The 14,805-nt window shown below is 72.8% G+C and carries 8 protein-coding genes; 4 read left to right on the top strand and 4 right to left on the bottom strand.

Annotated features, from left to right (window positions below; translation table 11 throughout):
* The first annotated feature begins 15 nt into the window (after positions 1-15).
* Positions 16-3,060 carry an FxSxx-COOH system tetratricopeptide repeat protein gene (gene fxsT / locus OG802_RS11070; RefSeq protein ID WP_329409559.1) on the top strand — a complete coding sequence of 1,015 codons (3,045 nt, stop codon included), beginning with the start codon at positions 16-18 and terminating at the stop codon, positions 3,058-3,060.
* A gap of 132 nt (positions 3,061-3,192) precedes the next feature.
* Here the strand turns inward: fxsT and OG802_RS11065 are convergent, their stop codons facing one another.
* From OG802_RS11065 to OG802_RS11055, 3 genes are all read right to left on the bottom strand, one after another.
* A complete protein-coding gene (locus OG802_RS11065) occupies positions 3,193-4,239 on the bottom strand; it encodes a hypothetical protein (RefSeq protein ID WP_329409557.1) in 1,047 nt (348 codons plus the stop codon).
* Between the two features lie 34 nt (positions 4,240-4,273).
* Positions 4,274-6,220: a DNA/RNA non-specific endonuclease gene (locus OG802_RS11060; RefSeq protein ID WP_329409555.1), complete on the bottom strand. Its 1,947-nt coding sequence runs from the start codon at positions 6,218-6,220 to the stop codon at positions 4,274-4,276.
* Positions 6,221-6,758: 538 nt separating this feature from the next.
* Positions 6,759-10,127, bottom strand: coding sequence for an ALF repeat-containing protein (locus OG802_RS11055; RefSeq protein ID WP_329409553.1), 3,369 nt, complete (start codon positions 10,125-10,127; stop codon positions 6,759-6,761).
* 532 nt (positions 10,128-10,659) lie between these two features.
* Between OG802_RS11055 and OG802_RS11050 the strand changes: the two genes are divergently transcribed.
* Together OG802_RS11050 and OG802_RS11045 are read left to right on the top strand one after the other, a co-directional pair.
* Positions 10,660-11,205, top strand: coding sequence for a hypothetical protein (locus OG802_RS11050; RefSeq protein ID WP_329409551.1), 546 nt, complete (start codon positions 10,660-10,662; stop codon positions 11,203-11,205).
* A gap of 82 nt (positions 11,206-11,287) precedes the next feature.
* Positions 11,288-12,829: an FG-GAP-like repeat-containing protein gene (locus OG802_RS11045; protein WP_329409549.1), complete on the top strand. Its 1,542-nt coding sequence runs from the start codon at positions 11,288-11,290 to the stop codon at positions 12,827-12,829.
* A 170-nt stretch (positions 12,830-12,999) separates the two neighbouring features.
* On the opposite strand, the gene OG802_RS11040 is transcribed toward OG802_RS11045, so the two are convergent.
* The gene (locus OG802_RS11040; RefSeq protein ID WP_329409547.1) at positions 13,000-13,542 is read right to left on the bottom strand and encodes a COG4315 family predicted lipoprotein; all 543 of its coding nucleotides are present in this window, start codon (positions 13,540-13,542) and stop codon (positions 13,000-13,002) included.
* Positions 13,543-13,963: 421 nt separating this feature from the next.
* On the opposite strand from OG802_RS11040, the gene OG802_RS11035 reads away from it, so the two are divergent.
* Positions 13,964-14,803, top strand: a complete 840-nt coding sequence (locus OG802_RS11035) for an SDR family oxidoreductase (RefSeq protein WP_329417022.1) — start codon at positions 13,964-13,966, stop codon at positions 14,801-14,803.
* Positions 14,804-14,805 lie beyond the last annotated feature (2 nt).

The following is a 14,805-nucleotide window of genomic DNA, read 5'->3' as shown; positions in this document are numbered from 1 at the left end:
GCGGGGGCTTCCGCCATGGACTCGGACTGTCGAGCAGATTTCTTCATCAGCTACCACGCCGCCAACAGGCAGTGGGCCGAATGGATCGGCTCGAAACTCGAAAGCAGCTCGTATTCTGTCGTCGTCCAGGATTGGGATTTCAAGCCGGGCGAGGATTTGATCGAGCGCAAGAACCAGGCGCTGGAGACCTGCCGACGCGTCCTGGCGGTCGTCGGTCACGCCTACCTCACCGCTCCCCTGTCCAGGCAGGAATGGGCCGCGGCCTTCCTGCGGAACGAGGAGGACCACGGGCGCCTCCTGTGCCTGCGCGTCGAGGACTGCGATCTGCCCGCCATACTGCGGCCGCTGGTCATGGTCGACCTGGTCGGACTCGACGAGGTCACGGCGCTGGCGGCTTTGCGGCGCGGAGTGTCCACCGGACGTTCGCGGCCCGCTTCCGTGGTGTATCCGGGCGCCAGGAACGGCACCACGAACGGCGCCGCGAACGGCGCCAGGGACACCTCGTCCGGGCTGCTCCGGTTCCCGGCCGAACTGCCCCCGATCTTCGAAGTCCCGCCGCGGAACCATCACTTCACCGGTCGGCTGGGAGCCCTGGCGAGACTGCGGAAGCAGCTGTCCGACTCGGTGACCGTGGTCCAGGCGGCGCTGCACGGTCTGGGCGGCATCGGCAAGACGCAGATCGCCACGGAGTACTCGTACCGCAACGCAGCCTCGTACGACCTCGTCTGGTGGCTGTCGGCCGAGAAGCCGGCCATCATGCAGTCCGGCTACGCACGGCTCGCCGAAGAGCTCGGGATCGGCATGACCGCCAGTCAGCCGGGCCTGCGCGAAGCCCTGTTCAGGGAACTGAAGAGGCGCGGTCGCTGGTTGCTCGTGTACGACAACGCCGAGGAACCCGATGACGTCTACCCCCTGCCGAGCGGCGGCCATGTCCTGATCACCTCCCGCAACCCCAACTGGGAGGCCGTGGCGGCCACGATCGCCCTGGACGTCCTGTCCGGGTCGGAGGCGGAGGCCTTCCTCACCAAGAGGATCCGCAGCACAGCCGTCGGAGGAACGCGGGAGATCAGCGAACTCGCGACGCGACTCGGCCGCCTGCCGCTCGCGCTGGAACAGGCGGCGGCCTACGTCGACGCCGCGGACATCACGGTCGGGGACTACCTCGCGCTGCTCGGCGAGAGCGCCGCGGACGCCCTCGCCGCGAAGCCTCCCCTGGGCTACTCGCGCAGCGTCGTCGATACCTGGATGCTGTCCCTGGAACGGATCAGGAAGCTCTCGCCGGACGGGTACCGGCTGCTCACCTTCTGCGCCTTCCTCGGGCCGGACATGATCCCGCGCAGGCTGCTGGCCACCAGTCACCTGGCGCTGCCCCCGCACCTGGGCGCCGTGGTGGGGTCGAAGGCGCGCTATCAGGCAGCGGTGATGCATCTGCGGCGCTACTCCCTGATCACCACGTCGAGCGAGGAGATCTCGCTGCACCGCCTCGTCCAGTGGGTGGTGCGGCAGCGTGCGGCGGGGTCCGGCCGGCCGCCCGCCCACGTGGTCCAGGACGCCGTCGCCTGGCTGCTCCAGGTCTTCCCGGCGGAAAGCGGTGAGCTGGAGAACGCCGCGATGTGCGAAGCCCTGCTTCCCCATGTCCTGGCGGTCCGCGACCGCGCCGCCGAATACGACGCCCCGCGCGGCGACCTCGCGGTCCTGCTGGAGCGGGCCGCCGTCTTCCTCCACGCCCAGGCCAGGCTGGCGGCGTCGCGCGACCTGTTCGAGACGGCCTGGGAGACCGGGCGGAGCCTGCCGCGGGCGGACCCGTTCCGGATCCGCCTCCGGATGGGCTACGGGCGACTGCTCCAGGAACTCGGCCAGGTGACGGGGGCGCGCGCCGCCTATGAGGAGATCGAGGCATCGGCGCGCAGCGGGCCGGCAGCGGCGGCGCCGTTGCTGGCGACGGTGCTGATCGACATGGGCCGGCTGTTGCAGGAGGAAGGCCTCCTGGGGCCGGCGAGAGAACGGATCCAGGAGGCCCTTGACCTGATGGCCGGGTTCGACGCCCCGGTCGGCGACCGGGCCAGAGCCGAGGGCATCCTCGGGCGGATCCAGCAGGACCTGGGCAACATCCACGAGGCCCGCAGCGCGTACGAGCATGCGCTGGCACTCAGCGTCGGGGTGTTCGGCGTCCGGGACAGCCGGGTCGCACTGCGTCGCAACAACCTGGCCGGAGCCCTGCACCTGGCGGGCCGGGTGGCGGAGGCGCGAGAGCAGTTGTCCGTCGCGCTGACCACGCTCGAAGGCGTCTACGGACGCGATCACGACCGTACGGTCGCGGTGCGGCTCAACCTCGGAACCGCGCTCCACGCTCTCGGGGAGTATCCACGGGCCAGGCAGCAGTACGAGCACGCCCGAGCCATCTGTGAAGGACTGGCACTCCGCGACGACCTGCGCATCGCCATGATCAGCACGGGGCTGGGCTCCCTCTGCCACGACGACGGTGACCTGGCCGGCGCACGGATGCGACATGACGAAGCGCTGAGCGCGGGCCGCATCCTGCACGAAGCGGGCCATCCCCGCATGGTGGTGATCGCCGCGAACGCGGCGGCGACGCTGGAGCGCACCGGCGAGCTGGACAGAGCGGGCGAACTCGTGGAAACGGCGCTGGCGGCGGCAGTCAGGCTGTACGGGCAGTCCCATCCGCGGGTGGCCGCCGTGCGGAGCACCTGGGCCCTGCTGCTCGGCCGCGGCGGCGACTTCCCTTCGGCACGGGCACAGGCCGCACAGGCGCTGGCGGACTCCGAACGCGTCTACGGCAGCAGCCACCATCGCATCGCCGTGATCGAGAACAACCTCGGCTGGCTGGCCTGGCTGGAGTCGTCGGGCGCCGCCGCCTCCGTCATGGCCGCCCACTTCGGACGGGCGGTCGCGGCCGCCGAGGCTTCCTACGGCCCGGATCACCCCCGTGCGGCGGTGATCCGGGCCAATCTCACCTCGTCCATGACCGGCACGACGGACCCGGTGCCGCTGTTCGTCCCGCTGCAGATCCATCAACAGGCGACCACGATCGACCGTTGAGGCGTCGGGCGTCGGGCGTCGGGCGTCGGGCGTCGGGCGTCGGGCGTCGGGCGTCGGGCGTCAGGCGTCAGGCGTCAGGCGTGTGGCGTTCCGCGTCGTTGCCGAGGCCCGGACGGGACCGGAGGGCGGCTCTCACTGGATCAGTTCGATGTGCGGGTGGTCCGGGGAGTTCGGGCAGGCGTGGAGCTGGAGCCGGTAGCCGCCGGCGATCACCAGCATGGTGAAGTTGGCCGGGGGCTGGCCGGGCAGGGTCGGTGTCGGGTTCGCCCGCTCCTCCTCGGGGATCCAGCTCTCGGTGCCGCCGTCCCATTCGGTGCTGGCGATCGTCAGCAGCGGGACGGCGTCGGCGCCGCACTCGGAGCAGGTGCGGGGGACCGGGTCGGTGAGGCCCCAGCTGGTCCAGCCGCCGGCCTTCCAGCCGGGGGAGACGGAGAGCTGGTCCAGGTACAGCTCGTCCGGGGCGACCTCGTAGGAGGCGTCCAGGGCCGGGCCGGCCGCCTGCCACTTGCTCCAGTCGTTCAGTTCCTCCCGCAGTTCCTTGTCCAGCTCCATGGGGTTGGGGTACTCGGTGACCTGCTCCGGCGCGAGCAGGCACGGCTCCGGGAGGTAGTCGCCGAACCGCATAGCGGGTGGCTCGGGCGGTGCGCCGAGGACGTCGGTCACGGACGCGGCGGTCCGCCAGAACAGGGCCGTGGCCGGGTGCTCCGGGTGGTCGAAGGGACACCACAGGACCTGGAGCAGATCGGCTCCCGACCCGCCCGCAGGGCGCGGGAGAGGGACGTCGCGCACATACAGCTGGGCGACCGGCAGCATGGCGACCGGGCCCTCGGGCCACGGCCGGCCGGCCGACAGGCGCTTCTCGGCCTCCAGTTCCCCGGGCGTGGCCCAGGGCTCCTGCGGGCCGCGCCGCCGCCGGCTCTCCGCCGCCGCACGGTTGCGGCGCAACTGCCGCTCGTCCTCCGGCGCCAGGGGCGGGGTCACCCCGTCCCACGTGTGCGGTCCCGCGCAGTGCGGCCACGGCTCGCCGGCGGGCCAGAGCAGCGGCCCGCCGACGGAGCTGTCGTGCGGCGTGGGCGACCCGGGCCGCGGATGCAGCCGGGTCGCCGTGCGTGCCAGCGGGGCCAGTCGGGGGAAGAGCGCGGTGACGTCGAACGGCCGCGGCGGGGTCGTGAAACTCATACTGGCTCCCGAAGGCGCTAACCGGTGGTGGTGATCAGTTTCCGAGGTTGAGCAGCCCGGTGTCCGCCTTGGTGTTGGGGACGTACACGTTGGGGAACAGCTCCTCGGTCGTCCCGTTCGCGCGTTCGATGGTAGCGGTCATCGTGACGCCGGTCGGGATGGTGCTGGTGGCGTCCCTGAAGACGGGCGTCACCTGGTAGAAGATCGCGTCGTTCGGCCCGAAGCCCTGCTCCTTCACCTTGTTCTGCGCCATGGCCTCGTAGGTCCGCATGCTGGGCGTGCCGGTGTTCATGCCCGCCTGCCAGCAGGGGACGAGGTTGTTCTGCCCGCCGTCCCTGATCTGGCCCGGGCCGCCGAGGATGTTCGCGATCAGGTGACACCGGGCCTGCTCGGTCTTGGGGACGTTGCCCTCGAACTTCTGGGCGTCCTGCCAGCCGGTGATGTCTCCCTTGGCCGGCTTGCCCTCGCCGAGCGTCTTGCCCAGGCAGGCCTGCGCCGTCGACGGCCGGGTGCCGGGCGGGCCCATCGGGGTGATGGTCTTGTTGACGTGCGGGACCGGTTCGGTGGTGTTCCTGAGCCAGCCGTTGCCGGAGGGGCGCGCGCCGGTGGCGGTGGGCGGGTTCGCCAGGCACCGGGCCTGGGGGACGGCGTCCGGCGTCGTGAACGCCACCTTGAACTGCTCGCCGTCGACGACGCGCTGGGCCGTGAAGCCCTCCGTGAGCTGCGCGTCGGCGAACTGCTTGTCGGCGGGCGGGACATGGGCGCGCACGCAGGGCGTGGCCGGGTCCAGGTCCCGGCTGTCGCCGAGGACGTAGGTGTCCCAGCCGCCGCTGCTGGCGTTGGGGATCAACTCGGCGCACCGGGCGCCGTCGATGCCGCCCTCCTTGGCCTCGGCGAAGGGGAACTCACCGCAGGTGTCGTTCTCGACGAGGTCCGTGTTGGGGTCGAAGCTTCCGCAGGTGCGGCCCGTACGGTCGGCGACTCCGCTCTTCTGCCTGGTCAGCAGCTTCTTCTGGCCCCAGCCGTCGTCGAAGCGCTGCTGGGCCCACTCGTAGGCGGCCACCGCGCCGCCCGGCTGAGAACCCTGCGCGCGCATCAGCACGACGGGGGTGACGGAGGGGACGACGCAGCCCGGCGACGGGGTGCCGGCGCCGGTGGTGTCGCGGACGTCGTCGTCGCAGCGGAGCTTGCGGGGGTTGTCCCACGAGGCGTTCGGGTCGACGGCCGTGGCGCCCGGCGACGTCACGTACATCTTGTACGAGGTGGTGAACTGCACGGCGGTGCCGGCGGCGGGGGACGAGGAGTAGGCGACGGAGCCGCTGACGGACTGGCCCGGGACCAGGTCGCCGCCGTACCAGGGCGCGGTCTTCGTCGTCGTGCAGCCGCTCGTGCAGGAGGCGCGGAACTTGGCGTTGAGGGCGGTGACGTCGCCGCTCGCGCTCGTCATCCGCGCGGTGATCTGCTCCTGCCAGGCGGTGCCCTTCGCGGGAAGGGTCGCGCTCGTCGAGACCTGCACGGTGCCGCGCCCGATCTCCTTGCCGTTGCCGTCGCGCAGGACGTAGAGGACGTTCACCCCCGTCACGCAGTACTCGAAGCGGTCGTAGGTGTAGGAGCCGGGGCTGGTGATGCCGCAGGTGTCGGCCGCCGCCGCGACCGAGGAGCGGCTTCGCCGGGGCGCCGCGACGGCGGGGCTGGTGCTCACACACGCCTGTGCGGCCCCCGCCCGGCGTTCCTTCGACCCGGCCCGGGTGGGCTCGCAGTGCTCCCCGTCCGTCCGGAGCGCGGTGGTCCGGGTGAGGGGCGCGCCGGCCGGCAGGTCCGCCGCGGCCGCGGCCGCGCGCTGCGGCTGCTGCGCGGCGGTCTGCGGCTGCGCCGCGCTCATGCCGGTCGTGGTGAGCCCCAGCGCGGCCATGGTCACCAGGGCCAGCCCGGTCGACCGGGCTCGTCTTCGGGCGGGCCGTCCGGGTCGTATCGCAGGCATGCTCGTCCTACCTCTCCTCGTGGCGTGGTGCGCCGCCGGCTCGCTGCGCCGACGGCTCGGTGGTTCGGGGTGGTGGTGGGGGCGGGGGAGTGGGGGTGCGCCTTCGGCGGCCCCCGTACGGCGGATCACTGAGGGACGCCCGGGGGAACGGGGGGTCGGGGGATCGGGGACCGGCATGTCGGCGGCTGGCGTGTGTCTGCGGGACGGGCGTGTGCGGGCGGGCGTGGGCGGGACGCGCGTGCGCGTGCCAGGCGTGCGGGTGGGCGGGACGCGCGTGGGCCGGACGTGCGGGTGGGACGTGCGGGTGTTGCGGACGCTTGCGGGTGTGAGGCGGTGTCCGGCCCCCGCGGGCCGGGCGGTCGTGCGGGGCGGACCGGCCGGGCGGTCGTGCGGGGCGGACCGGCCGGGTGTGGACCGGTCAGGCCCGCGGGTTCGCCGGCGTCGTGCCCGCGCCGCCGGGGTCCGGGCCGCGGCCGTCCGGGGCGGCGCCCGCTTGCGCGGGGCCGCTCCGGACGACGGGTCCGGGCCGCGACGCGGGTCAGAAGATGGACGACAGGACCTTGGTGGCCCCGGAGACGACGTCCTCGCCGACGTCGGCGATCTTGCCGACGACGGGCTTGATGAGCTTGCCGCCGACGGCCTTGTCCGCTGCGCCGATCCACTTGGACTGGCCGAAGGTGACCAGGCTCAGGCCGGTGCCCAAGGCGGATTCGATGAACTGGCTGCTGGTGAAGCCGTGTTCGATGCCGGTGAAGAGGGTGCCGAGGGCGCCGGCGCCCATCGAGACCGCGGAGAAGAAGCCGGCCGCCGCGGCCGCCGGGGGGAACACGAAGGCGGCCAGGGCGCAGCCGGCGGCGAGGAATCCGGCGCCGACGCTGATCGCGTTGAACGCGTCGGCGTACCAGCCGGCGTCGTTCCACCACTCGTCGGAGTCCCCGCCGGTGCCGTTGGGGTTGATCTGGTCGTTGGTGTCCTTGTCGGCCGGGTTGATCCGGGCCTCCCGCTCGAGGCGGGCCTTCTCGGCGGCCGCCTCGGCCGCCGCCTTGACCTCGGCCTGGCGCTTGGCCGCGGCGATCTGCCGGGCCTCGGTGGCCGCGGCGGCCGCGGTCGCCGCGTCCTTGCCGGCCGCGATCGAGGAGGCGCGGGCGGCGGCGGCCGAGGCCTGGGCGCTGTACGACGACCGGAGGGCGGCGCGGGCGGAGTCCATGGCCTTGTTCGCCGAGTAGTTCGCCGAGCGGGCGGCGCCGCGGGCGGTCGCCGCGGCCGTGCTCGCCCGGTTCGCGGACGCCTTGGCGTCGGCGGCGGACTTGTCGGCGGCGTCCGCGTTGCGGCGGGCCTCGTCGGCGTAGTCGTCGGCCTTGGCCGCGGAGTCGAGCGCCTTGGCCGCCCACTGCTTGGCCTCGGCGGCGGCGTTGCGGGCGTCGGCGGCGGCCTTCGACGCGAGGGCGGCGTTCTCCTGCGCCTTCTCGGCGATCTTCGCGGCGGCCGCGATGGCGCCGCGGATCGCGGCGACATGGGTGGCGGTGTCGTGGTCGAGCTGGGCCGTGCGGTACTGCACCAGGGAGACGAAGTTGCGGCGCATCCAGGTGGGCCCCTCCATGGCCACCTCGGCGTACGCCTTGGTGAAGGCGCCCCCGGTGTTCATCAGCGTGAGGGTGAGGACGGCGTCGTCCTCCCGTATCGCCTCGGGGTAGTCGTGGTCGAAGAACTTCTGGAGCGCCTCGGTGGTGTTGAGGTCGAGGGCCTTGTTCGCGGCGGCTTTGACGGCCTTGCCGGGGTTCGAGCCCAGGATGCGGCCGATCGCCACCCGGTTGTCCTCGTCGGAGGCCTTCTTCATGCCGCTGGTGAGGAAGTCGCCGACCGCCTTGGACGAGGGGCTCTCCAGGGCGTCCAGGGCCGCTTCGGCGATCTTGGGGCCGGCGATCGTGGCCACGTGGAGCGTGGTCTCCCGGTCGTCCTGCCCCTGGGCCAGCACCCGGTCGAGGTCGATCCAGGCGTACACGTCGTCGTCCGAGCCGGAGAGGGCGAACTGGGCCGCCTGCCGGGTCCAGGCGCCCCTGGAGTCGAGCAGGGCGACGGCCGCCTTGCGCCCGAGGACCGCCGCGGCCGGCATGTCCCCTGCCGTCAGCGCCTGTTCGGCGCTGGCTATCAGGTCCTTGGTCGCCTGATCGGTCTGCTGGGCCTGGGCGATCTTGTTCTGGTAGGCGGCCAGTTCCTTCGCCTCGATGTCCGCGAGCTGCCTGACCTCCTCGATGGCCTGGAGTTTGTCCTGTTCGAGGGTCTCCGCCTCGGCGTTGCGCGCGTTCTGTTCCACCACCAGGGCGTCCGAGACGGCCTTGGTGGCCGTGTTGGCGGCCAGTACGGCGGCGGCCGCGGAGGCGGTGGAGCGGTTGGCGTAGTCGACGGCCTTGCCGGCGTACTTGACGGCTTCCTCGGCTGCGTCCGCCGCCTTGTCCGCGTGGTCGGCCGCGGAGTTGGCGGCGTCGCGGGCGGTGCGGGCGGCCGCGGCCGCGGTGTTGGCGAGGGCCTGTGCGGTGGAGGCGGCGTTGGTGGCCCGGTTCGCGGCGCTGGAGGCGATCGCGGCCTGGCGCTTGGCCTCCGCGGCCTCCGACTGCGCGGCCCCCGCGGCGGCGCCTGCCTGGGCTGCGGCGTTGGCGGCGGCGGCCGCGTTGCGGGCGGCTCCGGCGGCGGCGGAACCGGCGGCGGCGGCCTTGGTACCGGCGACGGCCGCCTGGTCGGCCGCCTTGGCGGCGGTGCGCGCCTTGGCGGCGGCGTTGCGGGCGGCGACCGCCGCGTTCTTGGCGGCCTCGGCCTTGCCGGCGTCCTTGGAGGCGCCGATCGCGGCGTTGTAGGCGCGGGCCGCGGCGCTGCCGGCGTTCGCGGCGGCCTGGGCGGCGCCGGTGGCGGCCCAGGAGGCGCGACGGGACGCCTGTACGGCGGCGTTGGAGGCGTTGATGGCGTTGCGGGCGGCGTCGGCCGCGCCCTTGGCGGCGGATGCCGCCTTGCGGGCCGCGGCCCCGGACTTCTGCACGTCGTCCTTGGCGGCGGAGGCCTCGGCGGCGGCCTTCTCGGCCGCCTCCTTCGCCTTCCCCGCGGCGGTCTGGGCGCGTGCGGAGGCCTCGACGGCCAGGTTCGTCTCGCGCTCGGCGCGCTTGCCCTCCCGTACGACGACGGCGACGAGTTCCTCGATCGTGGCCGACTCCTGGTCCCGGGCCCGGGCGATGTGCTGCCCGGTCTCGATGAACCACTCGATGTCGGAGGCGGTGCCGCTGAGGGCGCGGTCGGCGTACTTGCGCACCTCCGGGCCGGCCTGCGTCAGCATGGCGGTGACCTGGACCCGGGCGTCCTCGAGGCGGGCGTCGTACTGGGTGTCGGTGAGGAACTGGATCAGGGTCGACTCGGTGCCGGTGTTCAGGGCGGCGGTGGCGGCCCGCTGGACCGCCTTGTCGCCGGTGCCCGACACGATGGTGGTGGCCACCTGGAGGTCCTCGAGGACGGCCGGTCTGAAGCCGTCCTTCAGGAAGTCGGCGATGGCGGCGTCGCCGTTGTCGAGGGCGGCGACCGCGGCACGGCGCAGGCCCTTGCCCGCCCGGTCCAGGCTGCTGACGACGGCGACGCGGTTGTCCTGCACGGTCTGGGCCGGCAGCGTCTCGGCCAGGAACGTCCGGATCTCGCCGTCGGTGCCCGCCAGGGCCTGGGCGGCCGCGGCCTTGACGCCGGAACCGCCGGATATCCAGGCCTTGACGGCTCTCGCCCGGTCGGTGTCCGGCAGCGGGACCGGGTCCGGCGGCGTGCCCTCCGCCGCGGCGGCGACCGGGGCGACGAGCAGCGAAGGCGTGGAGGCTGCGGCGGCGGTGGCGGCGAGCGCACCGAGCACGCGGCGCCGGCTCCAGAAAACTGTCTGCATAGGAGAGTCGTCCTCGTGGGCTGTCGACAGGCGTGCCGGACCTCAGTGCGAGGGCATTTCCGACGTACCCGTGGGATGGAGTGCCATGGAGTGCGAAGTGGCCTGTGGGCGGCGCCAATGGTAATGCCGGACCATATCAACTGCGCTGTGAAAAAAAGCCAGTTGTGGAAGTCGATGCTTCAACAGCCTTTGAAGGAAAGGTTCCTGACCACACATCAGGGACTATCCACACGTCCTCCACATTCTTCCGGGCAACCTTCGCCGCATGTGACGGAGGTCACTGAAGCCTCATGCGGAATGTCGCGGAACGCCTGGTTTTATTCACTCGACCTCGGAGTCGCTTCATGTTGGTATGGCGACGCGGACGACGGTTACCGAGGCGGGGGGCCTCTCGACTTCGAGAGGTAAGGGGACTGTTCTACAAGGGAGTTGGGGCATTCCCCGCGGAGCGATGTCGATATCGCCTTCCTGCGCAACCGAATTCGAGTCCGGTGGCGAACGTCCGGCCGTCAGCGACGAACTTGGGGATGCGATGAGGAAATTCAGCAGGACGCCCGTCGAGCCGCGGCGGGGGCGGCTCGCGCGGCGCGCACTGGGCGTGGCCGTGGTCTGCGCCGTGGCGGGGATCGCGGTGGCCGCGGGCGTCCCCGGCGGCTCGCCGGAGCACAAGAGCCCCACCGAGCTGGTCGTGGACGGGGCTCCCGGCTACGCGGTGGAGAACTTCGACTACCCGCAGGCGGACAAGATCCTGGCCGAGAAGAAGATCGTCCTCAAGCGCGGCGACGGGCACATCACCCTGGCCGACTGCGCGGGCGGGACCGGCCTGCTGGAGCTCATGGCCCGCAACAGGACCGACCGGATCTGCTTCAAGGTGGCCGGCAACTCCGGGTGGCTGACCCTGGAGGTCCCCGCGGTCTACGCGATCAAGGGCAACGACTACACGACCGCCGTCGACATGACCGTGGGCACCGAGGAGAAGTCGTTCGACGTCGCCAAGAACACCTGGACGGCGGTGGGCGAGACCGCGGACCCGGAGGGGCGCGAGCACGTGCTCGTCGAGATCCGGTCCTCCAAGTAACCGCACGCCGACCCGACATGCCCGCCGCACGGACCGGCGCCGGCCGGCCGCGCGGCCCTCGTGACCAGGAGCCCCCACGTTCATGAACCTCTCCGGACGCCCCCGTCTCTCCGTGCTGGCCGCCGGCCTCGTCGCGGCCCCGTTCGTGCTGACCTCCGCCCCCGCCCACGCGCTCGCCGGACCCGAGGCTCCGGCCCGGCTGAACTACGTCGCGAAGATCAACGTCGGTGAGCAGAGCGCCTGCACGGGCACGCTCGTCGACCCGCAGTGGGTCCTGACGGCGGCCACCTGCTTCGCCGCCGACGGCAAGCCCCCCGCGGGCAGACCCCTCGTCCCCACCACCGTCACCGTCGGCCGCACCGACCTGACCGAGACCGGCGGCGCCGTCCTCTCGGCCGTCCGGCTCGTTCCGCACGCCGACCGCGACCTGGTGCTCGTCAAGCTCGCCGCCAAGGTCACCGACCCGGCCGTCACGCCCGTCCGGCTGGCCACCACGCCCGCCGCCGCGGGCGAGCGGCTGGAGAGCGCCGGATTCGGACGCACCAGGACGGAATGGGTGCCCGACAAGCTCCACACCGGCGCCTTCACCGTCGCCGCCACCGCGGCCACGACCGTCGACCTCGACGGCTCCGCGGACGCCACCGTCTGCCAGGGCGACGCCGGCGGCCCCGCCCTGCGCACCGTCGACGGCGTCACGGAACTCGTCGCCGTCAACTCCCGCTCCTGGCAGGGCGGATGCCTCGGCATCGACCCGGCCGAGACGCGCACCGCCGCCGTCGACACCCGGGTCGACGACCTCGGCGACTGGGTCGGACACGCCCTCTCCCGCAACCCGGACGACGTCACCGGGGACGGCAACGCCGACATCGCGGCCGTCAAGGACGACGGCATCCTGTGGATCTACCCCGGCACCGGAAAGGCGACCGGCAGCACGTTCGGCCCCCGCTTCCAGGCCGGCACCGGCTGGCAGAGCCAGGACGCCGTCACCATCGGGGATCTGAACAACGACGGCCTCGGCGACCTCCTGTCCCGGCAGGCGTCCGACGGAACGCTGTGGGTGTATCCCAACAGCGGGAAGACCGGCATGGAGACCTTCGCCACCCGCTACCAGGTCGGCACGGGGTGGAAGAGCCAGGACGTCATCCGCACCGGCGACCTCAACAATGACGGTCTCACCGACGTGCTCACCCGGCAGGCGTCCGACGGCACGCTGTGGGTCTACCCGGGCACCGGCAGGCCCGGCATGAGCACCCTCGGCACCCGCTACCAGGTCGGCACCGGCTGGAAGAGTCAGGACGTCGTCACCACCGGGGACCTCGACAACGACGGCCGCACCGACGTGCTCACCCGGCAGGCGTCCGACGGCACGCTGTGGGTCTACCCGGGCACCGGCAGGCCCGGCATGAGCACCCTCGGCACCCGCTACCAGGTCGGCACCGGCTGGAAGAGCCAGGACGTCATCCGCCCCGGGGACTTCAACGGCGACGGTCTCACCGACGTGCTCTCCCGCCAGGCGTCCGACGGCACGCTGTGGGTCTACCCCGGCACCGGCAAGCCCGGCACGACCGTCTTCGGCACCCGCCGCCAGGCCGGCACCGGCTGGGGACCGTACCGCGTCATCTGAGCGACGGAATCCGCCTCCGCCGGGATCTCCGGGAGGCGCGCGGTCCGACGGCCGTCAGGCCTGACGATCGCCGGACCGCGCGGTCGTGGGAGATGGCCGTCGGACCCGGCAGTCGTCGGACCCGGCGGTCGTCGGACCCGGCGGTCGTCCGGGCCGCCGTCCGTGTGGTGTCAGTACCCGTTGCCGCCGCCCGGCCCGCCGGTGGAGGGGCCGGTGCCGGTGATCGGGGAGCCGTCGGCCCCCAGGACGTACCAGGCGCCGCCGAAGGCCGTGCTGCCCTGGCCCGCCGTGTCGCCTGGCCGGGTGTCCTCGGCGAAGCGGTAGAGGGGGTGCCCGGCGTAGGTGACCTGGGTGGTGTGGTCGTCGCGGGGAGTCGTGGCGACCAGGGAGGCGTCCAGGCCGTGGGCGTCGGGCCGGCCCGTGGTGGTGTCGGGCGGCCAGGCCTGCGCGCAGCCGCCGTAGCAGTGCGAGGTGGATCCCGTGTCGGCCTCGAACAGGTACAGGGTCCGGCCCGATCCGTCGACGAGGATCTTGCCGAGCGAGGTGTCGCGCGTCTGGAGCGTGCCGGATCCGCCGGCGGCGGGCGCCGAGCTGCCGGCCGGCGGTGGGCTGGTGGGGGAGGACGAGGAGCCGGAGCCGCCGGAGCTTCCGCATCCGGCGGCGAAGGCCGCGACGGCGGTCGCGGCCACGGCGAGGGTGGCGGCGCGGTGCATGGCGTTCCTCTTTCCGCTGGGGTTCTTCCGGGCTTCTTCCGGGCTCGGCTTCTTCTGGACTACTTCTGGGCTTCTTCCCGACTCCGCTGGGGCCGCTGGGCCGGTCCGCGGGCCGGTCCGGGGCGGACCCGTAGGTGAATACGTGAGATATGCCCTTTTTGTTCACTTCTTCAGCGCCTCCGGCCGATCCACACGGCCGACCGGACCAGGAGGGCCTAGCCCGGCCGTGTGACGTGCCCGGACGAAGTGCGGACGCGTTGCGCGCCGGTCCGGCCCCTCGCGGGGCAGGGTGCTTTCGTCGGGAGCCGGGTATGCGACGGCTCTCGGGCCCGTCGCGGCGGGCCGGCCGACGTCCAGCCGTTCTCCGCGCGTCGTCCGGTCGCCGGGGGCCGCCGTCCGCAGGGCAGAAGGAGAGTTCGTGGTGGCAGGAAACGCCGATGACAGCCGTGGGGTGCGGTCCGCGCAGCTCCTCAAGGGGCAGAAGGCGCTGGTGACGGGCGCGAACTCCGGCATCGGGCTGGCGACCGCGGTCGCCCTGGGCCGGGCCGGCGCGGACGTCGTCGTGAACTACGTCGCCGGGGCGGGCGAGGCCGAGGACGTCGTGCGGCGGATCGAGGGCTTCGGCGTCCGCGCCTACGCCCACGAGGCCGACGTGTCCGACGAGGACCAGGTGAGCGCCATGGTCGCCCGGATGGTCGAGGAGTTCGGCACGATCGACGTCATGGTGGCCAACGCGGGCCTGCAACGGGACGCGGCCCTCACGGAGATGACGCTCGCCGAGTGGCAGAAGGTCATCGACGTCAACCTCACCGGCCAGTTCCTGTGCGCGCGGGAGGCCGCCAAGGAGTTCCTGCGGCGCGGAGTGGTGGAGGAGGTCTCCCGGTCCGCCGGGAAGATCGTCTGCATGAGCTCGGTCCACCAGATCGTCCCGTGGGCGGGGCACGTGAACTACGCGTCCTCCAAGGGCGGGGTGGGCATGCTGATGCAGACCCTCGCCCAGGAGCTGGCCCCCCACCGGATCAGGGTCAACGCGGTCGCCCCGGGAGCCATCCGCACCCCGATCAACCGCGACGCCTGGTCCACCCCCGAGGCCGAGGCCGACCTGCTGCGCCTCATCCCCTACGGCAGGGTGGGGAACCCGGACGACGTCGCCGACGCCGTCGTCGCCCTCGCGTCGGACCTGCTCGACTACGTCGTCGGCACCACCCTGTACGTCGACGGCGGCATGACGCTCTTCCCGGGATTCGCCACCGGGGGCTGATC

This window comes from Streptomyces sp. NBC_00704, from assembly GCF_036226605.1.
Taxonomy (GTDB): domain Bacteria; phylum Actinomycetota; class Actinomycetes; order Streptomycetales; family Streptomycetaceae; genus Streptomyces.
This window is presented reverse-complemented; position numbering and strand designations above follow the sequence as displayed.

What these genes read in the sequence shown, in the direction of transcription:
- fxsT (WP_329409559.1), top strand. Translation starts at nt 16, where the DNA reads ATGGACTCGGACTGTCGAGCAGATTTCTTCATCAGCTACCACGCCGCC.
- OG802_RS11065 (WP_329409557.1), bottom strand. Translation starts at nt 4,239, where the DNA reads ATGAGTTTCACGACCCCGCCGCGGCCGTTCGACGTCACCGCGCTCTTC.
- OG802_RS11060 (WP_329409555.1), bottom strand. Translation starts at nt 6,220, where the DNA reads ATGCCTGCGATACGACCCGGACGGCCCGCCCGAAGACGAGCCCGGTCG.
- OG802_RS11055 (WP_329409553.1), bottom strand. Translation starts at nt 10,127, where the DNA reads ATGCAGACAGTTTTCTGGAGCCGGCGCCGCGTGCTCGGTGCGCTCGCC.
- OG802_RS11050 (WP_329409551.1), top strand. Translation starts at nt 10,660, where the DNA reads ATGAGGAAATTCAGCAGGACGCCCGTCGAGCCGCGGCGGGGGCGGCTC.
- OG802_RS11045 (WP_329409549.1), top strand. Translation starts at nt 11,288, where the DNA reads ATGAACCTCTCCGGACGCCCCCGTCTCTCCGTGCTGGCCGCCGGCCTC.
- OG802_RS11040 (WP_329409547.1), bottom strand. Translation starts at nt 13,542, where the DNA reads ATGCACCGCGCCGCCACCCTCGCCGTGGCCGCGACCGCCGTCGCGGCC.